Annotated in this window: 25 protein-coding genes; 15 read left to right on the top strand and 10 right to left on the bottom strand. The window is 54.7% G+C overall.

Annotated features, from left to right (window positions below; translation table 11 throughout):
• Window positions 1–57: 57 nt before the first annotated feature.
• The 3 genes from clpP to bolA form a co-directional block, all read right to left on the bottom strand.
• Entirely contained in the window at window positions 58–681 is a 624-nt protein-coding gene (gene clpP / locus EKN83_RS04795) for an ATP-dependent Clp endopeptidase proteolytic subunit ClpP (RefSeq protein WP_008503317.1), read from the bottom strand.
• A gap of 259 nt (window positions 682–940) precedes the next feature.
• The gene (gene tig / locus EKN83_RS04790; protein WP_126800433.1) at window positions 941–2,239 is read right to left on the bottom strand and encodes a trigger factor; all 1,299 of its coding nucleotides are present in this window, start codon (window positions 2,237–2,239) and stop codon (window positions 941–943) included.
• 330 nt (window positions 2,240–2,569) lie between these two features.
• On the bottom strand, window positions 2,570–2,887 hold the full coding sequence (gene bolA, locus EKN83_RS04780; RefSeq protein ID WP_013095855.1) for a transcriptional regulator BolA: 318 nt from the start codon (window positions 2,885–2,887) through the stop codon (window positions 2,570–2,572).
• Window positions 2,888–3,192: 305 nt separating this feature from the next.
• On the opposite strand from bolA, the gene EKN83_RS04775 reads away from it, so the two are divergent.
• From EKN83_RS04775 to EKN83_RS04740, 8 genes are all read left to right on the top strand, one after another.
• Window positions 3,193–3,771: a lipoprotein gene (locus tag EKN83_RS04775; RefSeq protein ID WP_025756179.1), complete on the top strand. Its 579-nt coding sequence runs from the start codon at window positions 3,193–3,195 to the stop codon at window positions 3,769–3,771.
• 45 nt (window positions 3,772–3,816) lie between these two features.
• Window positions 3,817–5,292 carry a muropeptide MFS transporter AmpG gene (gene ampG, locus EKN83_RS04770; RefSeq protein WP_126800431.1) on the top strand — a complete coding sequence of 492 codons (1,476 nt, stop codon included), beginning with the start codon at window positions 3,817–3,819 and terminating at the stop codon, window positions 5,290–5,292.
• 478 nt (window positions 5,293–5,770) lie between these two features.
• Window positions 5,771–6,718 (top strand): cytochrome o ubiquinol oxidase subunit II, encoded by a 948-nt coding sequence (gene cyoA / locus EKN83_RS04765; RefSeq protein ID WP_013095851.1) that lies wholly within the window; start codon window positions 5,771–5,773, stop codon window positions 6,716–6,718.
• Between the two features lie 16 nt (window positions 6,719–6,734).
• The gene (cyoB, locus tag EKN83_RS04760) at window positions 6,735–8,726 is read left to right on the top strand and encodes a cytochrome o ubiquinol oxidase subunit I (protein WP_025756181.1); all 1,992 of its coding nucleotides are present in this window, start codon (window positions 6,735–6,737) and stop codon (window positions 8,724–8,726) included.
• The gene (locus EKN83_RS04755) at window positions 8,716–9,330 is read left to right on the top strand and encodes a cytochrome o ubiquinol oxidase subunit III (protein ID WP_025756182.1); all 615 of its coding nucleotides are present in this window, start codon (window positions 8,716–8,718) and stop codon (window positions 9,328–9,330) included. Before cyoB ends, EKN83_RS04755 begins: the two co-directional genes overlap by 11 nt.
• Window positions 9,330–9,656 (top strand): cytochrome o ubiquinol oxidase subunit IV, encoded by a 327-nt coding sequence (locus tag EKN83_RS04750; protein ID WP_025756183.1) that lies wholly within the window; start codon window positions 9,330–9,332, stop codon window positions 9,654–9,656. The genes EKN83_RS04755 and EKN83_RS04750 overlap by 1 nt, the downstream gene beginning before the upstream one ends.
• An 11-nt stretch (window positions 9,657–9,667) precedes the next feature.
• Window positions 9,668–10,555: a heme o synthase gene (gene cyoE, locus EKN83_RS04745; protein ID WP_025756184.1), complete on the top strand. Its 888-nt coding sequence runs from the start codon at window positions 9,668–9,670 to the stop codon at window positions 10,553–10,555.
• Between the two features lie 149 nt (window positions 10,556–10,704).
• Window positions 10,705–12,066, top strand: a complete 1,362-nt coding sequence (locus EKN83_RS04740; RefSeq protein ID WP_126800430.1) for an MFS transporter — start codon at window positions 10,705–10,707, stop codon at window positions 12,064–12,066.
• A 31-nt stretch (window positions 12,067–12,097) separates the two neighbouring features.
• On the opposite strand, the gene EKN83_RS04735 is transcribed toward EKN83_RS04740, so the two are convergent.
• A complete protein-coding gene (locus EKN83_RS04735; protein ID WP_025756186.1) occupies window positions 12,098–12,589 on the bottom strand; it encodes a YajQ family cyclic di-GMP-binding protein in 492 nt (163 codons plus the stop codon).
• Between the two features lie 121 nt (window positions 12,590–12,710).
• Here EKN83_RS04735 and panE point away from each other — a divergent pair, with 121 nt between their 5' ends.
• Both panE and yajL read left to right on the top strand, forming a co-directional pair.
• The gene (gene panE / locus EKN83_RS04730) at window positions 12,711–13,622 is read left to right on the top strand and encodes a 2-dehydropantoate 2-reductase (protein WP_025756187.1); all 912 of its coding nucleotides are present in this window, start codon (window positions 12,711–12,713) and stop codon (window positions 13,620–13,622) included.
• Window positions 13,585–14,178 (top strand): protein deglycase YajL, encoded by a 594-nt coding sequence (gene yajL, locus EKN83_RS04725; protein ID WP_126800429.1) that lies wholly within the window; start codon window positions 13,585–13,587, stop codon window positions 14,176–14,178. Before panE ends, yajL begins: the two co-directional genes overlap by 38 nt.
• A 93-nt stretch (window positions 14,179–14,271) precedes the next feature.
• Here yajL and thiI read toward each other — a convergent pair whose 3' ends face one another.
• The gene (thiI, locus tag EKN83_RS04720) at window positions 14,272–15,720 is read right to left on the bottom strand and encodes a tRNA uracil 4-sulfurtransferase ThiI (protein ID WP_047957877.1); all 1,449 of its coding nucleotides are present in this window, start codon (window positions 15,718–15,720) and stop codon (window positions 14,272–14,274) included.
• Between the two features lie 191 nt (window positions 15,721–15,911).
• Here thiI and xseB point away from each other — a divergent pair, with 191 nt between their 5' ends.
• The 4 genes from xseB to EKN83_RS04700 all read left to right on the top strand — a co-directional run bounded on the left by xseB (window position 15,912) and on the right by EKN83_RS04700 (window position 19,978).
• Window positions 15,912–16,154 (top strand): exodeoxyribonuclease VII small subunit, encoded by a 243-nt coding sequence (gene xseB, locus EKN83_RS04715; RefSeq protein ID WP_008503331.1) that lies wholly within the window; start codon window positions 15,912–15,914, stop codon window positions 16,152–16,154.
• Entirely contained in the window at window positions 16,155–17,054 is a 900-nt protein-coding gene (gene ispA / locus EKN83_RS04710) for a (2E,6E)-farnesyl diphosphate synthase (protein WP_126800428.1), read from the top strand.
• 24 nt (window positions 17,055–17,078) lie between these two features.
• The gene (dxs, locus tag EKN83_RS04705; protein ID WP_025756192.1) at window positions 17,079–18,941 is read left to right on the top strand and encodes a 1-deoxy-D-xylulose-5-phosphate synthase; all 1,863 of its coding nucleotides are present in this window, start codon (window positions 17,079–17,081) and stop codon (window positions 18,939–18,941) included.
• A gap of 62 nt (window positions 18,942–19,003) precedes the next feature.
• Window positions 19,004–19,978 carry an aldo/keto reductase gene (locus EKN83_RS04700; RefSeq protein WP_126800427.1) on the top strand — a complete coding sequence of 325 codons (975 nt, stop codon included), beginning with the start codon at window positions 19,004–19,006 and terminating at the stop codon, window positions 19,976–19,978.
• 62 nt (window positions 19,979–20,040) lie between these two features.
• Here EKN83_RS04700 and thiL read toward each other — a convergent pair whose 3' ends face one another.
• The 5 genes from thiL to nrdR all read right to left on the bottom strand — a co-directional run bounded on the left by thiL (window position 20,041) and on the right by nrdR (window position 23,645).
• Window positions 20,041–21,012 (bottom strand): thiamine-phosphate kinase, encoded by a 972-nt coding sequence (thiL, locus tag EKN83_RS04695; RefSeq protein ID WP_025756194.1) that lies wholly within the window; start codon window positions 21,010–21,012, stop codon window positions 20,041–20,043.
• A 77-nt stretch (window positions 21,013–21,089) separates the two neighbouring features.
• Window positions 21,090–21,509, bottom strand: a complete 420-nt coding sequence (gene nusB / locus EKN83_RS04690) for a transcription antitermination factor NusB (RefSeq protein ID WP_006809908.1) — start codon at window positions 21,507–21,509, stop codon at window positions 21,090–21,092.
• 20 nt (window positions 21,510–21,529) lie between these two features.
• Window positions 21,530–22,000 (bottom strand): 6,7-dimethyl-8-ribityllumazine synthase, encoded by a 471-nt coding sequence (gene ribE / locus EKN83_RS04685; RefSeq protein ID WP_003859098.1) that lies wholly within the window; start codon window positions 21,998–22,000, stop codon window positions 21,530–21,532.
• A gap of 87 nt (window positions 22,001–22,087) precedes the next feature.
• Window positions 22,088–23,191 (bottom strand): bifunctional diaminohydroxyphosphoribosylaminopyrimidine deaminase/5-amino-6-(5-phosphoribosylamino)uracil reductase RibD, encoded by a 1,104-nt coding sequence (gene ribD, locus EKN83_RS04680; protein ID WP_025756195.1) that lies wholly within the window; start codon window positions 23,189–23,191, stop codon window positions 22,088–22,090.
• A gap of 4 nt (window positions 23,192–23,195) precedes the next feature.
• Window positions 23,196–23,645: a transcriptional regulator NrdR gene (gene nrdR, locus EKN83_RS04675; protein WP_025756196.1), complete on the bottom strand. Its 450-nt coding sequence runs from the start codon at window positions 23,643–23,645 to the stop codon at window positions 23,196–23,198.
• A gap of 152 nt (window positions 23,646–23,797) precedes the next feature.
• On the opposite strand from nrdR, the gene EKN83_RS04670 reads away from it, so the two are divergent.
• Complete coding sequence (locus tag EKN83_RS04670; protein WP_025756197.1) at window positions 23,798–24,337, top strand: DUF3251 domain-containing protein; 540 nt, start codon at window positions 23,798–23,800, stop codon at window positions 24,335–24,337.
• Window positions 24,338–24,521: the final 184 nt, after the last annotated feature.

Raw genomic sequence — 24,521 nt, 5'->3', positions numbered from 1 at the left:
GCTCTCAGGCAGAGTGCCGCCCTACCTTAGTATAGCGGCACACTCGCGTCGCGGGCATCAATTACGATGGGTCAACACGGAGTCGACTAAGCCGTACTCAACTGCTTCTGAAGCAGAGAGGAAGCGATCGCGCTCGGTATCGCGCTCGATCTGCTCGAGGGGTTGACCCGTATGCTGCGCCATAAGTTCATTCATGCGCGCTTTTACTTTCAGGATTTCGCGGGCGTGGATTTCAATATCCGTCGCCTGCCCCTGGTAACCGCCCAGCGGCTGGTGAATCATCACGCGGGAATTCGGCAAGCAGAAACGCTTACCCTTAGCCCCTGCTGTTAACAGGAACGCGCCCATAGATGCAGCCTGACCCATACAGATAGTGCTTACATCAGGCTTGATGAATTGCATGGTGTCATAAATGGACATACCTGCTGTAATCACGCCACCCGGGGAGTTAATGTACAGGTAAATGTCTTTTTCCGGGTTTTCCGCTTCCAGAAACAGCATCTGCGCCACGATCAGGTTAGCCATGTGGTCTTCCACCTGGCCTGTCAGAAAGATAACGCGTTCCTTGAGCAGACGGGAATAGATATCAAAAGAACGCTCACCACGTGAGGTCTGTTCAATAACCATTGGCACCAGAGCCATATGGGGTGCAAAGTTATCTCGTTCGCCACTGTATGACATTTCCGTCTCCTGGATCAAAATTGAAAACACCTGCTGTACTGATTGTAACCTTACGGACGGATTATCAGCCAGTCTCATTCATCATGATTACGTACTTATGGGGTTCACAGTGCCCTATTTCAAGCATAACAACCTTTTGTTGTTACGCTAACACCGAAAGGGCGTTTTAGCACTCTTCCTGGGCTAAGCTGCGATAAAAAAAACCCGCTGCCGCAAGGCAACGGGTTTTCTGTTTAAACTTTAAACCGTCAGGGCGAAATTACGCCTGCTGGTTCATCAGTTCGTTGAAAGAGGTCGCTTTTTCGGTCACTTTCGCTTTCGCCAGTACCGCTTCAACAGCCTGCTCTTCCAGGGCAACGTTGCGCATGTTGTCCATCAGCTCTTTGTTCTTACCGTAGAACTCGATCACTTCTGATGGATCTTCGTATGCAGAAGCCATCTCTTCGATCAGGCCTTTCACACGCTCTTCGTCAGCTTTCAGCTCGTGGGTACGAATCACTTCGCCCAGCAGCAGGCCAACAACAACGCGGCGTTTTGCCTGCTCTTCGAACAGTTCGCGTGGCAGTTCCATCGCTTGCTGCTGGTTGCCACCGAAACGCTGTGCAGCCTGACGGCGCAGCACGTCGATTTCGCTGTCGATCAGGGCCGCTGGCACGTCGATTTCGTTCGCTTTCACCAGACCTTCGATCGCCTGAGATTTAACACGGTTACGCACCGCGCCATTCAGCTCGCGCTCCATGTTTTTACGCACTTCGGTACGCAGGCCCGCGACAGAACCATCTTCCACGCCGAAACGCTTGATGAATTCTTCAGTCAGTTCTGGCAGTTCGCGCTCTTCAACTTTCTTCAGGTTGATAACGAACTTAGCCGCTTTACCTTTCAGGTTTTCAGCGTGGTACTCTTCCGGGAAGGTCACGTCGATGGTGAACTCTTCGCCCGCTTTGTGGCCTTTGATACCGTCTTCGAAGCCTGGGATCATACGACCCTGGCCCATCGCCAGTACGAAGTCAGACGCTTTGCCGCCTTCGAACTCTTCGCCGTCTACAGAACCGGTGAAGTCGATGGTCACACGGTCTTCCGCGTCAACAGCGCCTTCTTTCTCTTTCCAGTTCGCCTGCTGCTTACGCAGGGTGTCCAGCATGCCGTCAACGTCTTCGTCAGTCACGGATACAATCGGTTTTTCAACTTCGATAGTTTCCAGACCTTTCAGCTCGACTTCCGGATACACTTCGAACTCTACAGAGTAGGTGAAGTCTTCGCCCAGTTTGTATTCGCCTGGAACGTAGTTCGGCGCGCCGGCCGGATTGATTTTTTCTTTGATGATCGCATCAATAAAGTTACGGCTCATCAGCTCACCCAGCACATCCTGACGCACAGAAGCGCCATAACGCTGAGCAACAACATTCATTGGTACTTTGCCCTTACGGAAGCCGTCAATACGTACTTTTTTTGCTACGTTGACCAGCTCGCTTTTCACAGCAGTTTCGATGCTGTCAGCAGCGATAGTAATCGTTACACGGCGGCCAAGGCCTTGAGTGGTTTCAACTGAAACTTGCATCTTGTTACCTCAAAAAAATCACAGTGCTCGGTCAACTCTGAATCTGTCTGTTATACCGGGATGCTCTCTTAGTGCAGATTCACATTCCCTGTCGCCAGAATCATCCCGAAGACATTCATTAAGACGCGGCATTATAGCGGCATCACTTAGGTGAGTCGAGAACGGTTGGGGCATGTTGCTGCGGCTTTTTTCACACTTTAAGGCTATTTTTAGCCTTAAAAACGCACCATCCGCTCAAAACTCAGACAAAACAAAACGGCCCGGAGGCCGTTTTGAGGAAATCTGTAAGCAACATACTGGAAAAACTCCAGCGGTTGCAAATCCGATTTATCAGGCGATGGTGCCTGCTCCCCGGCAAGGCGGGGAGGCAAAAACCGTATCCTGCAAGCCTTCCCACTCCTTAATGGTGTAGGTATGCAACGCCAGGGCATGTACGGTTGTGGAGAGTTCTTCCGTCAAGGTGCTGTAGATCAAGCGGTGTCGGTTCAGGAAACGTTCTCCCGTGAAGCGATCGCTAACCAGAACCACTTTGAAGTGGCTTTCAGAACCTGCCGGTACGTTATGACGATAGCTCTCGTCGACGACTTCGAGGAACACAGGGTTGAACGCTGCCCTTAATTTATCTTCTATCTGCTCACGTATCATCATGAAATTACTCCTCCGACAACGCCAGGATGTCACCCATCCCTTTAAATATTAGCCGCTTTTACCGTTTCCATTACACCTTGACAACAAATATTTAGCTTTCGTCTTATTTTCTCATCCAAACGAATGAAGTTTACTGTGTGGCTCATACGTTTTGTCATTCCGCGAGGGAGAAAAAGGGTGAGCTGGTCAGTTTTCAGACAAGGCGATGAATTTACATGCGTTGACCACTTCCCCTGGCCGTTGGCGATGTTATGATGGCGGCAATTTTTTCTCTCTCTATGCTTACGATTCGTGAGAACCTTAAAATGTTAAAAAAACTCTTCTTCCCGTTGGTAGCCCTTTTTATGCTGGCAGGCTGCGCTACCCCGCCAACCACTATTGATGTTTCACCTAAAATCACCCTGCCTCAGCAGGACCCAAGCCTGATGGGCGTCACCGTGAGCATTAACGGTGCCGATCAGCGTCAGGATCAGGCTCTGGCGAAGGTGACCCGCGACAACCAGCTGGTGACATTGACCGCGTCCCGCGACCTGCGTTTCCTGCTGCAGGAAGTGCTGGAAAAACAGATGACCTCTCGCGGTTATATGGTTGGCCCAAGCGGCGCGGTGGATCTGCAGATCATCGTGAACAACCTGTACGCTGATGTCTCCCAGGGTAACGTGCGCTACAACATCGCCACTAAAGCGGATATCGCCATCATCGCGACCGCGAAGAATGGCAACAAGATGACCAAAAATTACCGTGCGAGCTACTCTGTAGAAGGCGCGTTCCAGGCGTCTAATAAAAATATTGCTGATGCGGTTAACAGCGTGCTGACGGACACTATCTCCGACATGGCGCAGGACACCAGCATTCACGACTTCATCAAACAGAACGCGCGTTAATCCTGCTGGCTGACCCGGTGTGTTACCGGGTCAGTTGCTAAGAACATGTCCAGTCAATACTTACGTATTTTCCAGCAACCGAAATCAGCCATTCTGCTGATCCTCGGCTTTGCCTCGGGTTTACCCCTCGCGCTCACTTCCGGCACGCTTCAGGCATGGATGACGGTCGAGAATATCGATCTTAAAACCATCGGGTTCTTCTCGCTGGTGGGCCAGGCCTATGTCTTTAAGTTCCTGTGGTCTCCGGTCATGGATCGCTACACGCCGCCCTTCCTGGGGCGTCGTCGTGGCTGGCTGGTGATGACCCAGGTCCTGCTGCTGCTGGCCATTGCGGGGATGGGTTTTCTTGAACCCACCTCGCAGTTACGCTGGATGGCCGCGCTCGCGGTGGTGATTGCTTTCTGCTCCGCTTCCCAGGATATCGTGTTCGACGCCTGGAAGACGGACGTCTTACCGGCGGAAGAGCGCGGTGCTGGTGCGGCCATCAGCGTGCTGGGCTATCGCCTCGGGATGCTGGTCTCCGGCGGGCTGGCTCTCTGGCTGGCCGACCGTTATCTCGGCTGGCAGGGCATGTACTGGCTAATGGCTGCCCTGCTTATCCCGTGCATTATCGCGACGCTGTTTGCGCCCGAACCAAGCGATGTTATCCCGGTTCCCCGTACGCTGGAGCAGGCCGTCGCCGAACCACTGCGTGATTTCTTTGGCCGTAACAACGCCTGGCTGATCCTGCTGCTTATCGTCCTTTATAAGCTTGGCGATGCCTTTGCGATGAGCCTGACTACCACCTTCCTTATCCGGGGCGTCGGTTTTGATGCCGGCGAGGTGGGTGTGGTGAATAAAACGCTGGGGTTGTTCGCGACCATCGTCGGCGCGCTCTACGGTGGTGTATTAATGCAGCGCCTGACGCTGTTCCGCGCACTGTTGATTTTCGGCATCCTGCAAGGGGCGTCTAACGCAGGTTACTGGCTGCTGTCGATCACCGACAAACATATGGTCAGCATGGCTACCGCGGTATTCTTTGAAAACCTCTGTGGCGGGATGGGGACCGCGGCATTTGTCGCCCTACTGATGACGCTCTGCAACAAGTCGTTTTCTGCCACGCAGTTCGCACTGCTCTCAGCACTCTCTGCCGTTGGCCGCGTCTACGTGGGGCCGATTGCCGGCTGGTTTGTTGAAGCCCATGGCTGGCCGACGTTTTATCTCTTCTCTGTGGTTGCTGCGGTGCCGGGGATTTTATTACTGCTTGTCTGCCGTCAGACGCTGGAATATACCCAGCGAACAGAACACTTTATGCCGCGCACCGAATATCATCGCGCCTACCGTTTTGCGTTACGTCTGTTAATGACGGGCTGTGTTGCCCTGGCTCTCTGGCTGGTCGTGCTCATTATTAATGCCAGCACGTCGCTGGTGCTCCCTCTGGAAGCCCTTCTGCTGGACGCTGGCGCCCTGCTGGCCGTCGTCGGGATCCTGACGGGAGGCGTGCTCGATTTCATGGCGCTGCGTAAAACGCGCATGACCTGAAGAAAAATGCGAAAGGTTATTTTCCGTTGTAATCACTAAGCGAAATTATAACGGTGAAATAGCCAGCAACCGCTAAAAAAATATTTGTTGTTTTGTGCGGGATAGGATTTGGAAATTATTGGCTTCGGTTCCAAAACACTATTTTTCATTAAACGATTCAGCATTGGAAAGTTTGATTTTTCGTTTTTTAGATGTCTTTTTATTGATAATTAATTGTTAATTTTTTGTTTATTTTTAACAATGGTTATACCAATTGCCCCTTTTAGGGTATGCTTGGGGGTCCTTTCGTTATAAAGCCCATGCCATGCGGCTTCGGTCATAAAAACCGACATAATTTGCAACACTTGTGACACGTGCGGCAGAACCCGGTAACACCTTCCTGACACAGGCCTAATGATGTTTACAGTAATGTAACCTTCCCGTAAAATGCCCGCACACTTTAAACGCCACCAGACTCCCGTGGAATTGAGGTCGTTAAATGAGACTCAGGAAATACAATAAAAGTTTGGGATGGTTGTCATTATTCGCAGGCACTGTATTACTCAGTGGCTGTGATTCTGCACTACTAGACCCCAAAGGACAGATTGGACTGGAACAACGTTCACTGATATTGACGGCTTTTGGCCTGATGTTGATTGTGGTTATTCCAGCCATTTTGATGGCTGTTGGTTTCGCCTGGAAGTATCGTGCGAGCAATAAAGATGCGAAGTATAGCCCGAACTGGTCACACTCCAATAAAGTGGAAGCTGTGGTCTGGACGGTACCTATCCTTATCATCCTGTTCCTTGCCGTGCTGACCTGGAAAACCACTCACGCACTTGAGCCAAGCAAACCGCTGGTTCACGATGAAAAACCTATTACCATCGAAGTGGTCTCCATGGACTGGAAATGGTTCTTCATCTATCCAGAGCAGGGCATTGCTACCGTGAATGAAATCGCCTTCCCGGCGAACACTCCGGTTCAGTTCAAAGTGACCTCCAACTCCGTAATGAACTCCTTCTTCATCCCACGTCTGGGTAGCCAGATTTACGCGATGGCCGGTATGCAGACTAACCTGCACCTGATCGCGAATGAAGCAGGCACCTATGATGGTATCTCCGCCAGCTATAGCGGCCCGGGCTTCTCAGGTATGAAGTTCAAAGCTATCGCAACGCCGGACCGTGCCGCTTTCGACCAGTGGGTTGCGAAAGCGAAGCAGTCTCCAAACACCATGTCTGACATGGCGGCGTTCGAAAAAGTGGCTGCACCTAGCGAATACAACAAGGTGGAGTACTTCTCTAACGTGAAACCTGATTTGTTCAAAGACGTTATTGGCAAATTTATGGATCACGGCAAGAGCATGGACATGACCCAGCCTGAAGGCGAGCACAGCGCGCACGAAGGTATGGAAGGCATGGACATGAGCCACGCGGAAACCGCTCACTAAGGGGCCGAGGAAGAAAATGTTCGGAAAATTGACACTGGATGCAGTGCCCTACCATGAACCGATTATCATGGTTACGGTGGCTGCGATTATCATCGGTGGTGCGGCCTTACTGGCCTTAATCACTTACTTCGGTAAGTGGAGCTACCTGTGGAACGAGTGGCTGACTTCGGTTGACCACAAAAAACTCGGTATCATGTACTGCATCGTCGGTATCGTCATGTTAATTCGTGGCTTTGCGGATGCGATCATGATGCGTAGCCAGCAGGCACTCGCGTCTGCGGGTGAAGCCGGCTTCCTGCCGCCGCACCACTACGATCAGATCTTTACCGCCCACGGCGTTATCATGATCTTCTTCGTGGCGATGCCGCTGGTTATCGGTCTGATGAACGTGGTCGTTCCGCTGCAAATCGGCGCGCGCGACGTTGCGTTCCCGTTCCTGAACAACCTGAGCTTCTGGTTCACGGTTGTCGGCGTAATCCTGGTTAACCTGTCACTGGGTGTGGGCGAATTCGCGCAGACCGGCTGGCTGGCTTACCCGCCGCTGTCAGGAATCGAGTACAGTCCGGGCGTAGGTGTCGACTACTGGATTTGGGCGCTTCAGCTCTCCGGTGTTGGTACAACCCTGACCGGTATCAACTTCTTCGTGACCATTATCAAGATGCGTGCCCCGGGCATGACCATGTTCAAGATGCCGGTATTTACCTGGGCATCGCTGTGCGCCAACATCCTGATTATCGCGTCCTTCCCAATTCTGACCGTCACCATCGCGCTGCTGACCCTGGACCGCTACCTGGGCACCCATTTCTTCACGAATGATATGGGTGGCAACATGATGATGTACATCAACCTGATTTGGGCCTGGGGTCACCCGGAAGTGTACATCCTGGTTCTGCCTGTCTTCGGTGTGTTCTCCGAAATCGCAGCAACCTTCTCGCGAAAACGTCTGTTTGGTTACACCTCGCTGGTGTGGGCAACCGTCTGTATTACCGTTCTGTCGTTCATCGTTTGGCTGCACCACTTCTTCACCATGGGTGCGGGCGCGAACGTAAACGCCTTCTTCGGTATTACCACCATGATTATCGCCATCCCGACCGGGGTGAAGATCTTCAACTGGCTGTTCACCATGTATCAGGGCCGTATCGTGTTCCACTCAGCCATGCTGTGGACCATTGGCTTCATCGTGACCTTCTCCGTAGGTGGGATGACCGGCGTACTGCTGGCGGTACCAGGTGCTGACTTCGTTCTGCACAACAGTCTGTTCCTGATTGCGCACTTCCATAACGTTATCATCGGTGGCGTGGTCTTCGGCTGCTTCGCTGGCGTAACCTACTGGTGGCCAAAAGCGTTCGGCTTCACGCTGAACGAGAAATGGGGTAAACGCGCGTTCTGGTTCTGGATCATCGGTTTCTTCGTGGCATTTATGCCGCTGTACGTGCTGGGCTTCATGGGTATGACCCGTCGTCTGAGCCAGCAGATTGATCCGCAGTTCCACCCAATGCTGATGGTTGCAGCGGGCGGTGCGGTGCTGATTGCCTGTGGTATCGCGTCTCAGCTGATTCAGTTCTACGTGTCTATTCGCGACCGCGACCAGAACCGTGACCTGACCGGTGACCCATGGGGTGGCCGTACGCTGGAGTGGGCAACCTCTTCTCCACCGCCTTTCTATAACTTTGCCGTTGTGCCGCAGGTTCATGAACGCGACGCATTCTGGGAAATGAAAGAAAAAGGTGAAGCGTACAAGCAACCTGCTCATTACGAAGAGATCCACATGCCGAAAAACAGCGGTGCGGGCATTGTGATTGCCGCTTTCGCAACGGTATTTGGTTTCGCAATGATCTGGCACATCTGGTGGATGGCGATTGTTGGCTTCGCTGGCATCGTAATCAGCTGGATTGTGAAGAGCTTTGACGAGGACGTGGACTACTACGTACCAGTCCGTGAAGTTGAAAAGCTGGAAAATCAGCATTTCGACGAGATTTCTAAAGCGGGGCTGAAAAATGGCAACTGATACTCTGGCGCACTCGACTGCCCACGCGCATGAACATGCGCACCACGATACAGGACCGACCAAAGTCTTCGGTTTCTGGATCTACCTGATGAGCGACTGCATTCTGTTCTGCTGTCTGTTCGCGACCTATGCCGTTCTGGTGAACGGCACTGCGGGCGGCCCGACCGGTAAGGACATCTTTGAACTGCCGTTCGTTCTGGTTGAAACCGCACTGCTGTTATTCAGCTCCATCACCTACGGCATGGCGGCTATCGCCATGTACAAAAACAACAAGAGCCAGGTTGTCTCCTGGCTGGCGTTGACCTGGTTGTTTGGTGCTGGATTTATCGGGATGGAAATCTATGAATTCCATCACCTGATCCTGGAAGGCTTTGGTCCGGATCGCAGTGGCTTCCTGTCAGCGTTCTTCGCGCTGGTCGGTACCCACGGTCTGCACGTGACCTCCGGTCTGATCTGGATGGCAGTACTGATGTTCCAGATCTCCCGTCGCGGCCTGACCAGTACTAACCGTACCCGTATCCTGTGCCTGAGCCTGTTCTGGCACTTCCTGGACGTGGTGTGGATCTGTGTGTTCTCTGTAGTGTATCTGATGGGGGCGATGTAATGAGTCATTCAAACGATCATGGCGCTTCCCACGGTAGCGTAAAAACCTACATGACAGGTTTTATCCTGTCGATCATCCTGACGGTGATCCCGTTCTGGATGGTGATGAGCGGTTCTGCCTCCAAGCCGGTTATTCTGGGTGCAATCCTGGTGACCGCGGTGGTTCAGATTCTGGTGCATCTGGTTTGCTTCCTGCACATGAACACCAAGTCCGATGAAGGCTGGAACATGACGGCCTTCATCTTTACCGTGATTATCATCGCTATCCTGGTAGTCGGTTCCATCTGGATTATGTGGAACCTCAACTACAACATGATGGTTCACTAAGAGCGGCGAGTATGTTTAAGCAATACCTGCAAGTAACGAAACCAGGCATCATCTTTGGCAACCTGATCTCCGTGATCGGAGGGTTCCTGCTGGCCTCTAAAGGCAGCATTGATTACACCCTCTTTATTTACACGCTGGTCGGTGTGTCACTGGTTGTTGCGTCCGGTTGTGTATTTAACAACTACATCGACATGGATATCGACAAGAAGATGGAAAGGACCAAAAATCGGGTGCTGGTGAAAGGCCTGATCGCCCCTTCCGTCTCGCTGGTGTACGCCACCTTGCTGGGTATTGCTGGCTTTATGCTGCTGTGGTTTGGTGCTAACCCGCTGGCCTGCTGGCTGGGGGTGATGGGGTTCGTGGTGTATGTGGGCATTTACAGCCTGTATATGAAACGTCACTCCGTGTACGGCACGCTGATTGGTTCTCTCTCCGGCGCTGCGCCGCCGGTGATTGGCTACTGCGCGGTCACGAACGAGTTCGACAGCGGTGCGGCTATCCTGCTGGCTATCTTTAGCCTGTGGCAGATGCCGCACTCCTATGCCATCGCGATTTTCCGCTTTAAGGATTATCAGGCAGCGAACATCCCGGTTCTGCCGGTCGTGAAAGGCATCTCTGTAGCCAAGAACCACATTACGCTCTACATCATCGCCTTTGCTGTCGCAACGCTGATGCTCTCTCTGGGTGGCTACGCTGGATACAAATATCTGGCGGTAGCGGCTGCAGTGAGCGTCTGGTGGCTCGGTATGGCGCTGCGCGGTTACAAAGTGGAAGATGACAAAGTCTGGGCACGCAAACTGTTTGTGTTCTCGATTGTCGCCATTACCTCGCTTTCCGTGATGATGTCCGTAGATTTTATGGTGCCAGATTCACACAACCTGCTGACTTACGTCTGGTAAGCCACAACAGGTGAATAAAGGGGTGCTTCGGCACCCTTTTTTATTCACTGAATCTATTAATAACGCATGTAATATTTGTTAAATAACCCTTTATTTACCCCGCCCCTTCCCCGCACTACACTATGGCCTGCTTTTGAACTGAGGTGGTAATGAACGATTATAAAATGACGCCAGGCGAGCTTCGCGCGACCTGGGGCTTAGGGACTGTCTTCTCGCTACGGATGCTTGGCATGTTTATGGTCCTGCCTGTTCTGACCACGTACGGTATGGCCCTGCAGGGCGCCAGCGAGGCGCTGATTGGCCTGGCGATTGGCATTTACGGCCTGGCACAGGCGGTATTCCAGATCCCGTTTGGCCTGCTCTCTGACCGGATGGGCCGCAAGCCGCTGATCGTCGGCGGACTGCTGGTCTTTGTTCTCGGCAGCATCATTGCCGCCCTCTCCCACTCCATCTGGGGAATTATTCTTGGCCGCGCCCTGCAGGGTTCCGGCGCAATTGCCGCCGCGGTAATGGCGCTGCTGTCAGACTTAACCCGCGAGCAGAACCGAACCAAAGCGATGGCGTTTATCGGCGTGAGCTTTGGCGTCACCTTTGCAATTGCGATGGTGCTGGGCCCCATTATTACCCATGCGCTTGGTCTGCACGCCCTGTTCTGGATGATTGCCGTGCTGGCGACGGTCGGGATTGCCTTAACCCTGTGGGTGGTGCCGGACAGCAAAAATCACGTCCTGAACCGTGAATCGGGGATGGTAAAAGGCTGCTTCAGCAAGGTGATTGTTGAACCCCGCCTGCTCAAGCTCAATTTTGGCATTATGTGTTTGCACATCCTGCTGATGTCGACCTTTGTCGCCCTGCCCGGCCAGCTTGCCGCTGCAGGTTTCCCGGCGGCTGAGCACTGGAAAATTTATCTGGTCACGATGCTGATTTCGTTTGTCTCCGTCGTGCCGTTTATCATCTACGCCGAAGTGAAGCGCAAAATGAAGCGCGTCTTCGTGGGCTGTGTGGCGGTCCTGCTGATTGCCGAGATCGTGCTCTGGGGCGCCGGCCCGCACTTCTGGGAGCTGATAGCCGGCGTGCAGCTCTTCTTCCTCGCCTTTAACCTGATGGAAGCGTTGCTCCCGTCGCTGATCAGCAAAGAGTCTCCCGCCGGCTACAAAGGTACGGCGATGGGCATTTACTCCACCAGCCAGTTTCTCGGCGTGGCGATCGGCGGTTCGCTTGGTGGCTGGGTTGACGGGCTGTTTGATTCACAAACCGTATTTCTCGCCGGTGCGCTACTGGCGACGGTCTGGCTGTTGGTCGCCAGCACCATGAAAGAGCCGCGCTACGTGAGCAGCCTGCGGGTAGAAATTCCGGATGACGTTGCGATTAACGATGCGCTGAAGCTGCGTCTCGAAGCCAAAGAGGGGGTGACAGAGGTGCTTATTGTCGCGGAAGAACGCAGCGCTTACGTCAAAATAGACAGTAAAGTGACCAACCGTTTTGAAGTCGAGCAGGCGCTCAGCGCCTGAAAAAAAACCCGGTTTAACCGGGCTCTCTTTATCAATCGCGGAAGTTTTTAAACTGGAACGGTTGTCCCAGATCGCCGCCACGCACCAGCGCCATCACGGACTGCAGGTCATCGCGTGACTTTCCGGTAACACGAATTTCTTCGCCCTGGATCTGCGCCTGCACCTTCAGCTTGCTGTCTTTGATAAGCTTAACGATCTTCTTCTGGACCGCGCTCTCAATGCCCTGCTTCAGTTTGGCTTCCACAAACCAGGTTTTACCGCTATGGACAAAGTCTTCCGGCACATCCAGAGACGTCCCTTCAATGCCGCGTTTTAACAGCTTAGCGCGCAGAATATCGAGCAGCTGGTTCACCTGGAAATCAGACTCGCTCAGCACCTTAATGGTCTTATTTGCATCGTTCAGCTCAAACGACGCCTCTACGCCACGAAAATCGAAACGTGACTCAACTTCGCGGGTTGCGTTCTCAACGCCGTTGCGAACTTCCTGGATATCAACTTCGGAAACAATATCGAAAGATGGCATCTTTTCTTCTCCCTTCACTTTTGTTGCGTTGCATAATACCCGCTACGAGACATAACTCAACAGAAGCTTAGCTGTATAATTAAGCTGTAACACCTGGCGCAGTTGCAGGTGAGGAGGAACAATGAAAATTACAGTGCTCGGATGCGGAGCCCTTGGTCAGCTATGGCTGACTGCGTTGTGCAAGCATGGACATGAGGTTCAGGGCTGGCTGCGCGTGCCCCAGCCCTATTGCAGTGTAAACCTGATTGGTGAAGACGGAAGCATCTTTAACGAATCCCTCACTGCGAACGATCCTGATTTCCTGGCGCAAAGCGACCTTTTACTGGTGACGCTCAAAGCGTGGCAGGTCTCGGACGCGGTCAAAACCCTGGCCGCGCAGCTCCCCCCCACGTCCCCCATCCTGCTGCTGCATAACGGCATGGGGACCCTGGATGAACTGAAAAGCGTCCCGCAGCCCCTGCTGATGGCGACAACCACTCACGCTGCACGCCGCGACGGTAACATTATTGTCCATGTCGCCAGCGGCGTGACGCACATCGGGCCTGCCAGACCGCAGGATGGAGACTACAGTTACCTGGCTGATGTCCTGCAGAAGGTGTTACCTGACGTTGCCTGGCATAACCACATTCGTCCTCAACTCTGGCGCAAGCTGGCCGTCAACTGCGTGATTAACCCGCTGACGGCGCTGTGGAACTGCCCAAACGGGGAGCTGAAAAATCATCCAGATGAGGTTGCGCTGCTGTGTGCGGAAGTCGCGGCGGTTGTTGAGCGGGAAGGCTTGCATACCTCGGCAGACGATTTACGCTGTTATGTCGAACAGGTCATTGAGAGTACCGCAGAAAACATCTCCTCGATGCTGCAGGATGTTCGGGCATTACGCCACACAGAGATCGACTATATCACGGGATATCTGCTAAAACGCGCCCGCGCGCACGGCATCGCGGTGCCGGAAAACGCCCGTCTGTATGACCTGGTTAAACGTAAGGAGAGTGAATATGAGCGCGTCAGCACTGATCTGTCTCGCCCCTGGTAGCGAAGAGATGGAAGCGGTCACTACCATTGATTTGATGGTGCGCGGCGGCATTAAGGTCACCACCGCCAGCGTCGCCAGCGACGGTAATCTGGCAATCACCTGCTCGCGCGGGGTGAAGATCCTCGCGGATGCCCCGCTTGTGCAGGTGGCTGACGGGGAGTATGACATTATCGTGCTGCCCGGTGGCCTGAAGGGTGCGGAGTGTTTTCGTGACAGCCCGTTGCTGGTCGAGACCGTGCGTCAGTTCCATCTTTCGGGCCGCATCGTGGCCGCCATTTGTGCTGCGGCCGGAACGGTGCTGGTACCCCATGACATCTTCCCCATCGGCAACATGACCGGCTTCCCGGGGCTTAAGGATACGATCCCGGAAGAGCATTGGGTGGATAAACGCGTGGTCTGGGATCCGCGCGTCAACCTGCTGACCAGCCAGGGGCCAGGCACCGCGATTGATTTTGGCTTAAAGATTATCGACCTGCTGGTCGGGCGCGAAAAAGCGTACGAAGTGGCATCATCGCTGGTGATGCCGGCGGGGATTTATAATTACTATGAAGAGTAGTGCATAAAAAAGCCGGGTGGCGGCTACGCCTTACCCGGCCTACAAATGCACGGTATCGTAGGCCCGGTAAGCGAAGCGCTACCGGGCGAGAAACTACGGACGATACACCTTCACATTGGCAAAGCCCTGCTCGCGCAGATACAGCGCCTGCAGACGGCTCATCACCCCGCGCTCACACCACAGCAGGTACGTTTTGCTCTGGTCGAGGTCGCCAAACTTCGTGCTCAGCTTGTAGAACGGCAGCGAAACCACTTCCACACCGTCTACCTGCAGCGGCTTGTCATCCTGCTCATCAATAGAGCGGATATCCAGAATCGCATCGTTCGCACCGAAACCGCTCACGGTTTCCACTTCAACCACGTCCTGTTCGGTCTGCTGGGCAATTTCGCGGATATCAATGTTGGACGCTTCCGCCACCACTTTATCCAGAATGCTGAAATCGAAGTTCTCTTCTTCCGCTTCGATCTTCGCTTTCACCGCTTTAACGGTCGGGCTTTTTGAGATCACACCGCAGTATTCCGGCATGGTGCGGGCAAAATCTTCGGTACCAATTTCACGCGCCAGGTCGATGATGTGCTCTTTGTCGTGGGAGATCAGCGGGCGCAGGATCAGGGTATCAGACACATTGTCGATAAGGCGCAGGTTGGTCAGCGTCTGGCTGGAGACCTGGCCCAGTGCTTCCCCGGTGACCAGCGCCTGCACGCCGTAGCGCTCCGCCACTTTGGATGCCGCACGCACCATCATACGCTTCAGGATGACACCCATCTGGCCATCGTCCACTTTCTCAAGAATTTCGCCGACCACAGGTTCGAAGTTGATCGCCACAAAACGCACGCGGTGGGAGCTGCCGAAGCGGTTCCACAGATAATGCGCAACCTGACGAACCCCGATTTCGTGCGCCGCACCGCCCAGGTTGAAGAAGCAGTAGTGCACGCGGCAGCCGCGGCGCATCAGCATATAGCTGGAGACGCCGGAGTCGAAGCCGCCGGAGATCAGGGACAGGACATCTTCCTGAGTCCCGATCGGGAAACCGCCAATACCTTCATAGCGCCCTTTCACCAACAGCAGGCGATCGTTTTCGATCTCCAGATTCACGGTCACGTCCGGGTTGGTCAGACGCACGCGCGCAGACTCAACGTGCTGGTTCAGACCGCCGCCGACGTAACGTTCCACTTCAATGGAGCTGAATTCGTGTTTACCGCGACGCTTCACGCGCACACAGAAGGTTTTGCCTTCAATCTGGTCGCGATACTGAACCAGCGCTTTCTCGAAGATATCGTGCATGTCGCTGAACGGGACATCTTCCACTTCCAGAATATGGTGGATCCCCGGGATACGGGTCAGGGCGTCACGAATGTCCTGACGTTTGTTTTCGTCTTTCGCACGGACTTCAACGTGGTCCCAGTGGCGCACCACGGCGAGGGTTTCGTCGTAGTGCTTTAATACGTTACGAATGTTCCCGGTGAGAATTTTAATAAAGCGCAAACGCACAGATTGGCTTTTGATGGTGATTTCAGGGAACAATTTAATGATAAACTTCATGGCGGCAATGTTTCTTAGGCAAGCGTATTAAGGCTTGTAATGGAAAAGAGTACAGCAGCCCACACCCGTGGCTGCATCCAGGCGCGCAAGTATACCACCATCGCGCCGCTCCTGTGCACATTGCGCGTTATTTGATAATTGCCCTGAGTCCGTTACCATGTCGGGGCTGAGAATATAAGAGTCAATTCATTATGCCGAAGAAGAACGACGCACCGGCCAGTTTCGAAACTGCGCTGAGTGAACTGGAGCAGATTGTCACCCGCCTTGAGAGCGGCGATCTCCCGCTGGAAGAGGCGCTCAACGAATTCGAGCGCGGCGTGCAGCTGGCACGCCAGGGGCAGGTCAAGCTGCAGCAGGCTGAACAGCGCGTACAGATCCTGCTGTCCGACAGCGAAGACGCGAAAACCACGCCTTTTACACCGGACGCCGAGTAAATGGATTTTGCCAACGAGCTTCAGGCGCGTGTCGTGCGCGCCAACGACGCCCTGCGCCGTTTCATTGCGCCCCAGCCTTTTCAGAACACTCCACTGGTTGAAGCCATGCACTATGGCGCACTCTTGGGGGGAAAGCGCCTGCGCCCGTTTCTGGTGTACGCCACAGGCAATATGTTTGGTATCAGCGATAACACGCTGGACGCCCCGGCCGCCGCCGTGGAGTGCATCCATGCCTACTCGCTGATCCACGATGATTTACCGGCCATGGATGATGACGATTTGCGTCGGGGTCAACCTACCTGCCACATCAAATTTGGCGAGGCGAATGCCATTCTGGCGGGTGATGCCCTGCAAACGCTGGCATTCTCGATCCTGAGCGATGCTCCTATGGCGGAAGTGGCTGACCGCGACCGCCTGGCGATGATCTCCGAACTGGCAATGGCCAGCGGCGTGGCCGGCATGTGCGGCGGACAGGCCCTCGATCTGGACGCGGAGGGACGTCAGGTTAATCTGGAACAGCTGGAGCGTATTCATCGCCATAAAACCGGGGCATTGATTCGTTCAGCCGTACGCCTGGGCGCGCTGAGCGCGGGTGAGCGAGGGCGCAAAGCCCTGCCGATTCTGGACAGATACGCCGAAAGTATCGGTCTGGCATTCCAGGTTCAGGATGACATTCTGGATGTGGTGGGCGATACTGCAACATTGGGAAAACGTCAGGGTGCGGATCAGCAGCTTGGCAAAAGTACCTACCCCGCCCTGCTGGGTCTTGAGCAAGCCCAGCGTAAAGCCCGGGATCTGATTGACGATGCCCGCCAGTCGCTGAATCTGCTGGCCGCGCAATCACTGGATACTTCGGCACTGGAAGCGCTAGCGGACTATATAATCCAGCGTGATAAATAAACACACTATCTCGATGAGCCTTTGATGAGTTTTGATATTGCCAAATACCCGACACTGGCGTTAGTTGACTCCACCCAGGAGTTACGTCTGTTGCCGAAAGAGAGCCTGCCGAAGCTGTGCGACGAGCTGCGTCGTTACCTGCTCGACAGCGTAAGCCGCTCCAGCGGCCATTTCGCCTCCGGGCTTGGCACGGTTGAGCTGACCGTGGCGCTTCACTATGTCTATAACACGCCGTTCGATCAGCTTATCTGGGACGTGGGCCACCAGGCCTATCCGCACAAAATTCTGACCGGACGTCGCGATAAGATTGGCACCATTCGTCAGAAAGGGGGCCTGCATCCGTTCCCGTGGCGCGGTGAGAGCGAGTACGACGTACTGAGCGTCGGTCACTCCTCCACCTCCATTTCAGCGGGCATCGGGATTGCCGTGGCCGCTGAAAAAGAGAACAAGCAGCGCCGCACCGTCTGCGTGATCGGCGACGGCGCCATCACCGCCGGGATGGCCTTTGAGGCCATGAACCACGCGGGCGACATCAAGCCGGACATGCTGGTGATTTTGAACGACAACGAAATGTCGATTTCCGAAAACGTCGGCGCGCTGAACAACCATCTGGCACAGCTGCTCTCCGGCAAGCTTTACTCAACGCTGCGTGAAGGCGGCAAGAAAGTCTTCTCCGGCGTACCGCCGATCAAAGAGCTGCTCAAACGTACCGAAGAGCACATCAAAGGCATGGTCGTGCCGGGCACGCTGTTTGAAGAGCTGGGCTTTAACTATATAGGTCCGGTTGACGGTCATGACGTGCTGGGGCTGGTGTCCACGCTCAAAAACATGCGCGACCTGAAAGGCCCGCAGTTCCTGCATATCATGACCAAGAAAGGGCGTGGTTACGAACCGGCGGAAAAAGATCCGATCACCTTCCACGCGGTACCGAAATTTGACCCGTCCAGCGGCTGTCTGCCGAAAAGCAGCGGCGGTATGCCGAGCTATTCAAAAATCTTCGGCGACTGGCTGTGCGAAACCGCCGCGAAAGACAATAAGCTGATGGCGATCACCCCGGCCATGCGTGAAGGTTCCGGCATGGTGGAGTTCTCTAAAAAATACCCTGACCAGTACTTTGACGTGGCCATTGCCGAGCAACATGCGGTCACCTTTGCGGCGGGTCTGGCGATTGGCGGCTACAAACCGGTTGTCGCGATCTACTCCACCTTCCTGCAGCGCGCTTACGATCAGGTTATTCATGACGTGGCGATTCAGAAACTGCCGGTACTGTTTGCAATCGATCGTGCCGGCATAGTCGGTGCTGACGGCCAGACGCACCAGGGCGCATTTGATCTCTCCTTCCTGCGCTGCATCCCGGAGATGGTGATCATGACGCCAAGCGACGAGAACGAATGTCGTCAGATGCTGTTTACCGGCTACCACTATCAGGACGGGCCGAGCGCGGTTCGCTACCCGCGCGGTAATGCGGTGGGGGTTGAGCTGCAGCCGCTGGAGAAACTGGCGATCGGTAAAGGACTGGTAAAACGTCGTGGCGAGAAAGTGGCGATCCTGAACTTCGGCACGCTGATGCCAGAGGCCGCAAAGGTGGCGGAATCGCTGAATGCCACGCTGGTGGATATGCGTTTTGTGAAGCCGCTCGACGAATCCCTGATCCTCAGCATGGCTGAAACGCATGACGTGCTGGTCACCCTGGAAGAAAACGCCATCATGGGTGGCGCAGGCAGCGGCGTGAACGAGGTGCTGATGGCGAACCGTAAAGCCGTTCCGGTGCTCAACCTCGGTCTGCCGGACTACTTCATCCCACAAGGCACTCAGGACGAAGCCCGCGCGGCGATTGGCCTGGATGCTGCCGGTATCGAAGCCAAAATACGCAGCTGGCTGGCCTGATCCCTCCCCTTTTCCGCTCCTGCTATGCTTAAACGTATTGTTTAAACAGCAGGAGCGGAACCATGCAATACACGACATTAGGAAAAACAGATCTCAGGGTTTCCCGACTTTGTCTGGGATGCATGACCTTTGGTGAGCCCGACCGGGGGAACCACGCCTGGACGCTGCCGGAAGAGAGCAGCCGTCCGATTATCAAACGCGCCATTGAGGGCGGCATTAACTTCTTTGACACCGCTAACAGCTACTCCGACGGCAGCAGTGAGGAGATTGTTGGCCGTGCCCTGCGTGATTTTGCACGCCGGGATGAAATCGTCGTCGCCACCAAGGTGTACTACCCGGTGGGCGATCTGGCGCAAGGCCTTTCTCGCACCCAGATCCTGCGCTCTATTGATGACAGCCTCAGACGCCTGAACATGGATTACGTCGACCTGCTGCAAATTCACCGTTGGGATTACAACACGCCGATCGAAGAGACGCTTGAAGCGCTCAACGACGTGGTGAAAGCCGGTAAAGCGCGCTACATCGGCGCATCGTCTATGCACGCATCGCAGTTTGCCCAGGCGCTGGATCTCCAGGCACAGCACGGCTGGGCGCGCTTTGTCACCATGCAGGATCACTACAATTTGATCTATCGTGAAGAAGAGCGCGAGATGTTGCCGCTATGCTACCAGGAGGGAGTAGCGGTCATCCCCTGGAGCCCCCTGGCGCGCGGACGTCTGACCCGTCCGTGGGGGGAAACCACGGCCCGGCTGGTATCCGATGAGGTGGGGAAAAATCTGTACGGCGGAACAGAAGCCAGCGATGCGCTGATTGCCGAACGTTTGGCCGGGATCGCCGACGATACCGGTGCAACCCGCGCCCAGGTGGCCCTGGCGTGGCTTCTGGGCAAGCGTGGTGTCGCGGCCCCCATTATCGGCACGTCCCGGGAAGAGCAGCTGGACGAACTGTTAAATGCGGTGGATATCACGCTCACGCCAGAGCAGATTGCCGAGCTGGAGACGCCGTATAAGCAGCATCCGGTGGTGGGGTATAAATAAGCCCTCTCTTTTGTAGGCCGGGTAAGGCGTAGCCTCCACCCGGCAACACAGAGCGCACAACATCACGCGAAGTGGTCGTACCCTTTCCAGTCCAGCGTCACGGGCGCACCGTCTTTCACAAACTTCAGCCCTTCACTCTCCGGCATAATTTGCCCGATACAGGTAAATTTCGCGCCGAGATGGGCTAACGCCACATCCAGCGTGCCACGGTTGAGTTCCGGAACGGTAAAACACAATTCATAGTCTTCACCACCTGAGAGCGCCCAGCGCAGAGCCTGCTCAGGCTCCACATGGCGAAGCAGCTGCTCTGACAGCGGGAACAGATCCAGATCGATGCGCGCGCCAACGCCGCTGGCTTTCAGAATATGCCCGAGATCTGAGATAAGCCCGTCAGAGAGATCGATAGCCGAGCTTGCCCGCTCGCGCAGCGCCTGACCGTGCAGAATACGCGGCGTCGGGCGCAGATGGCGTTTCACCAGATAGGCCGCATCGTCAGCGTTCTTCACGGTTAAGCGATCCTGAAGAATCGCCAGTCCCGCGGCGCTGTCGCCCGGTGTACCGGTCACGTAGATCCAGTCGCCGGGTTTTGCACCCGAGCGCTTCAGCGCGCGACCGAGCGGCACATAGCCGTGGATCGCCAGCGTCATCGACAGCGGCCCGGCCGTGGTATCACCGCCGATCAGCTGCATATCGTAGTAGTTAAGCTGCTCAAACAGCGCATCGCTAAAGGCTTCAAGCCAGGCTTCATCCACCTCAGGCAACGTCAGAGCCAGCGTTAACCAGGCGGGATCGGCCCCCATTGCCGCCAGATCGCTAACGTTAACCGCCAGTGCTTTATAGGCCAGATCGGCAGGATCGATATCCGGTAAAAAATGACGTCCGCACACTAAGGTGTCGGTGCTGATTGCCAGCGTCTGTTTTTCGGGAACATTGAGAAGTGCGCAGTCATCGCCAATGCCGGTTTCAACATCAAGACGAGAGGTTCTGACACGGTCGAAATAACGGGCAATCAGGGAGAATTCGCCGCATGCCATACGTTATGCCTCAGCAAATAAAAGAAAAAACCGGAGCCGCACTGCCCGTCAGGCAATGCAGGACTCCGGTTTGCGGATCACTTTTTGTGGGGACGGATCGCAGGTGCTGCTTTATCAAGAACGCCGTTTACGAACTTGTGGCTGTCTTCAGCGCCGAAGGTTTTCGCCAGTTCGATCGCTTCGTTGATGGCCACTTTATACGGCACATCATCACGTTTAGACAGCTCAAACAGCGCAATGCGCAACACTGCTTTTTCAACCTGGCCCAGCTCTTCGAGCAGACGGGACAGGTATGGCTTCATCAGACCATCGAGATACGCGCTATTAGTCGCCACTCCCGACAGCAGTTCACGGAAGTACAGAACGTCAACGTCTTTCACGTCCTGTTCTGACAGGAACTGGTATTCAACATCAGCGATGTCGTTCTGGGACAACTGCCAGGAGTAAAGTGCCTGGACGGCACATTCACGGGCGCGGCGACGAGCAGCAGGTTTCACGGAATTCCCCTTACAAAAAATCAGGCCTTGATGGCTTTCAATACATTGATCATTTCAAGCGCGGTCAGTGCAGCTTCTGCACCTTTGTTACCGGCTTTGGTGCCAGCACGTTCGATGGCTTGTTCAATACTTTCGGTGGTCAGCACGCCGAACGCGACAGGAATTTCAGCATCCTGTGCAACGTGTGCCAGACCGTTGCTTGCACCGCCCGCAACGTATTCGAAGTGCGCAGTGCCGCCACGAATAACGGTACCCAGCGCAATCACCGCGTCGTATTTACCGGTTTTCGCCAGTGCGCCCGCTGCCAGTGGCAGTTCGTAAGCACCTGGAACCCACACAACGGTAATGTTGTCATCTTTAACCTGGCCGATGCGTTTCAGGGCGTCAACCGCACCTTCCAGCAGGCTGTCGTTGATGAAGTTGTTGAAACGCGCAATGGTGATGGCGACGCGAGCGTCCGGGGTAGCTACAGCAGCTTCAATAATGTTCATACTCTTCCTTTACGGGTTCATTTGGCCCCGCAGGGGGGCGGATTTTATCATAATACTTTGCGCACTGCTTCCCTATTTCGGGAGCAATTACGCTGTCGTTAAGTGGAGGCAGACATCCGGGCCCACCGGACGAATCTCGCTGAATTTGAGTTGTGGTGCATCAGCCAGTTTTTCAAGACCGGGCAGTACAAACAGGCCACGCGCGTCGCTGCCCAACAGTTTAGGCGCCACGTAAACAATCAGCTCATCCACCAGCCCGGCCTGCAGCAGCGCGCCGGCCAGCGTCGGACCCGCTTCCACCCAGATGCTGTTCACCTGCTGCTTACCGAGTAGCATCATCAGCACCACGAGATCCAGACGTCCGTTGTGCTCCGGCACCCTGATACTGCGCACGCCTTCCGGCCATTCGCGCGTATCGTCTTTAGTGCGCGCAAACCAGGTTTCACCCGGCTGCTGGACAATGCGGTGCTCTGGCGTCACACGGTTCTGACTATCAATCACAATACGCAGCGGCTGGCGCAGGTTCTCCTGCGGATAGAGCGCCTGGGTATCGGCATTCAGTTCGTCCCAGCGCACGGTCAGCGCCGGATCGTCAGCCAGAACGGTTTCACTGCTGGTGAGGATAGCATGGCTTTGCGCACGCAGACGTTGCACATCGCGCCTTGCCTGCGGCGAAGTGACCCACTGGCTTTCACCGTTTGCCATCGCCGTGCGTCCATCCAGCGAGGCGCCCAGCTTAAGCTGAATATACGGGAACCCGGTGCGCATGCGCTTCAGGAAGCCTTTATTAAGCGCCTCTGCGTCCTGCATCATCAGGCCATGGCTGACCTCAATCCCTTCCTGCTGCAGGCGATACAGACCCCGGCCCGCCACCTGCGGATTCGGGTCCTGCATTGATGCGACCACGCGTGCAACACCTGCGGCAATCAGCGCGTCGCAGCACGGCGGCGTACGCCCGTGATGGCTGCAGGGCTCTAGCGTAACGTAGGCTGTGGCGCCGCGCGCCTTCTCGCCGGCCATGCGCAGGGCATGAACCTCAGCATGGGGCTCACCCGCGCGGTAGTGAAAACCTTCCCCCACGATCTCGCCATCGTTAACGATAACGCACCCGACATTCGGGTTAGGGTGGGTGGTAAAACGACCGCGCTGCGCCAGTTTCATGGCGCGCGCCATGTACATCTCATCCTGCATGGACTTAATCCTGTAAGCGGGCGATCTCTTCGCCAAACTCTTTGATATCTTCGAAACTGCGATAAACAGAGGCGAAGCGGATATAGGCGACCTTATCGAGCTTTTTCAGCTGTTCCATCACCAGATTGCCGATCATCTTGCTGGGCACCTCACGCTCGCCCAAACCACGAAGGTAAGATTTTATGTGGTTTAACGCCATTTCAACGTCATCCGCACTGACGGGCCGTTTTTCCAGGGCCTTCAGCATCCCGCTACGCAATTTCTCTTCGTTGAAGGGTTCACGCACGTCGTTAGTTTTTACCACGCGCGGCATGACCAGCTCTGCCACCTCAAAGGTCGTGAAACGCTCATTACACACCAGACACTGCCGACGACGGCGTACGGATGATCCTTCGCCCACAAGACGAGAGTCGATGACTTTGGTATCCACAGCGGAGCAAAATGGGCAATGCATACGGTATCCCTGTTATCTGGTTAACTGATTTTCATTTTACCCTGATCTGGCCTGACAACAAAGGAAGAGCTTTTTGAGATAAAGGATCTATGTCTGACGCCACAATGCTGGCTACCATTAGGGCGATCCGTTATTTCAAGGAAATAAACGCAATGACAAGACGTTACCTGAAAATATTGCTGGTGGGGAGCCTCTTCACCCTTAGCGCCTGTGCACAGCAAACCGAAGTCCGTCAGATGAAACAGAGCGTGAATACGCTTAATACCGCGATGGACAAACTGAACAAAGAAACGGTGAAGATCACCCAGCAAAATGCGCTGAACGCCAAATCCAGCAGCGGAGTTTATCTGCTGCCGGGCGCGAATACCCCTGCGCGACTTAACAGCCAGGTTGGCACGCTAAAAATGTCTCTGGTGAATGTGGCGGCGAATGCAGATGGTACTCGCGCAACATTACGCATCCAGGGAGAATCCAACGATCCGCTGCCGGCCTTTAGCGGCACCGTCGAGTGGGGCCAGATCCAGGGCACCACGGAGAACTATCAGGAAGTGAATGTCAGAAATCAGCTTTTCACTGCACCCGCCAGCGTGCTGGCTCCGAGCGATGTTGACATTCCGCTGCAGCTCACCGGACTGACCCCGGATCAGTTAGGTTTTATCCGCATTCACGATATCCAACCCGCCGCGCAATAACCCCTTCTTTTCGCGGAGTGCAATGTCACTCCGCTAACATTTACATTTCGTATGGATTGGCAACATAAATGATTGCCGCTACAATCCCGCCCGTTTAAAGTACGCAAACGTGAACGCAATCGATTACGTGTATGAGAGATATGTGAAACAACACATATTTTTGTGAGCAGGGATTCCTATAATA

Origin of the sequence: Enterobacter sp. WCHEn090032, from assembly GCF_003986875.1 — a bacterium.
GTDB classification, from domain to species: domain Bacteria; phylum Pseudomonadota; class Gammaproteobacteria; order Enterobacterales; family Enterobacteriaceae; genus Enterobacter; species Enterobacter sichuanensis.
This window is presented reverse-complemented; position numbering and strand designations above follow the sequence as displayed.

What these genes read in the sequence shown, in the direction of transcription:
- ribD (WP_025756195.1), bottom strand. Translation starts at nt 23,191, where the DNA reads ATGCAGGATGAGATGTACATGGCGCGCGCCATGAAACTGGCGCAGCGC.
- yajL (WP_126800429.1), top strand. Translation starts at nt 13,585, where the DNA reads ATGAGCGCGTCAGCACTGATCTGTCTCGCCCCTGGTAGCGAAGAGATG.
- thiL (WP_025756194.1), bottom strand. Translation starts at nt 21,012, where the DNA reads ATGGCATGCGGCGAATTCTCCCTGATTGCCCGTTATTTCGACCGTGTC.
- EKN83_RS04775 (WP_025756179.1), top strand. Translation starts at nt 3,193, where the DNA reads ATGTTAAAAAAACTCTTCTTCCCGTTGGTAGCCCTTTTTATGCTGGCA.
- EKN83_RS04670 (WP_025756197.1), top strand. Translation starts at nt 23,798, where the DNA reads ATGACAAGACGTTACCTGAAAATATTGCTGGTGGGGAGCCTCTTCACC.
- ispA (WP_126800428.1), top strand. Translation starts at nt 16,155, where the DNA reads ATGGATTTTGCCAACGAGCTTCAGGCGCGTGTCGTGCGCGCCAACGAC.
- bolA (WP_013095855.1), bottom strand. Translation starts at nt 2,887, where the DNA reads ATGATGATACGTGAGCAGATAGAAGATAAATTAAGGGCAGCGTTCAAC.
- EKN83_RS04740 (WP_126800430.1), top strand. Translation starts at nt 10,705, where the DNA reads ATGAACGATTATAAAATGACGCCAGGCGAGCTTCGCGCGACCTGGGGC.
- thiI (WP_047957877.1), bottom strand. Translation starts at nt 15,720, where the DNA reads ATGAAGTTTATCATTAAATTGTTCCCTGAAATCACCATCAAAAGCCAA.
- cyoA (WP_013095851.1), top strand. Translation starts at nt 5,771, where the DNA reads ATGAGACTCAGGAAATACAATAAAAGTTTGGGATGGTTGTCATTATTC.
- panE (WP_025756187.1), top strand. Translation starts at nt 12,711, where the DNA reads ATGAAAATTACAGTGCTCGGATGCGGAGCCCTTGGTCAGCTATGGCTG.
- EKN83_RS04700 (WP_126800427.1), top strand. Translation starts at nt 19,004, where the DNA reads ATGCAATACACGACATTAGGAAAAACAGATCTCAGGGTTTCCCGACTT.
- nrdR (WP_025756196.1), bottom strand. Translation starts at nt 23,645, where the DNA reads ATGCATTGCCCATTTTGCTCCGCTGTGGATACCAAAGTCATCGACTCT.
- EKN83_RS04750 (WP_025756183.1), top strand. Translation starts at nt 9,330, where the DNA reads ATGAGTCATTCAAACGATCATGGCGCTTCCCACGGTAGCGTAAAAACC.
- clpP (WP_008503317.1), bottom strand. Translation starts at nt 681, where the DNA reads ATGTCATACAGTGGCGAACGAGATAACTTTGCACCCCATATGGCTCTG.
- EKN83_RS04755 (WP_025756182.1), top strand. Translation starts at nt 8,716, where the DNA reads ATGGCAACTGATACTCTGGCGCACTCGACTGCCCACGCGCATGAACAT.
- ribE (WP_003859098.1), bottom strand. Translation starts at nt 22,000, where the DNA reads ATGAACATTATTGAAGCTGCTGTAGCTACCCCGGACGCTCGCGTCGCC.
- ampG (WP_126800431.1), top strand. Translation starts at nt 3,817, where the DNA reads ATGTCCAGTCAATACTTACGTATTTTCCAGCAACCGAAATCAGCCATT.
- xseB (WP_008503331.1), top strand. Translation starts at nt 15,912, where the DNA reads ATGCCGAAGAAGAACGACGCACCGGCCAGTTTCGAAACTGCGCTGAGT.
- cyoB (WP_025756181.1), top strand. Translation starts at nt 6,735, where the DNA reads ATGTTCGGAAAATTGACACTGGATGCAGTGCCCTACCATGAACCGATT.
- cyoE (WP_025756184.1), top strand. Translation starts at nt 9,668, where the DNA reads ATGTTTAAGCAATACCTGCAAGTAACGAAACCAGGCATCATCTTTGGC.
- dxs (WP_025756192.1), top strand. Translation starts at nt 17,079, where the DNA reads ATGAGTTTTGATATTGCCAAATACCCGACACTGGCGTTAGTTGACTCC.
- tig (WP_126800433.1), bottom strand. Translation starts at nt 2,239, where the DNA reads ATGCAAGTTTCAGTTGAAACCACTCAAGGCCTTGGCCGCCGTGTAACG.
- EKN83_RS04735 (WP_025756186.1), bottom strand. Translation starts at nt 12,589, where the DNA reads ATGCCATCTTTCGATATTGTTTCCGAAGTTGATATCCAGGAAGTTCGC.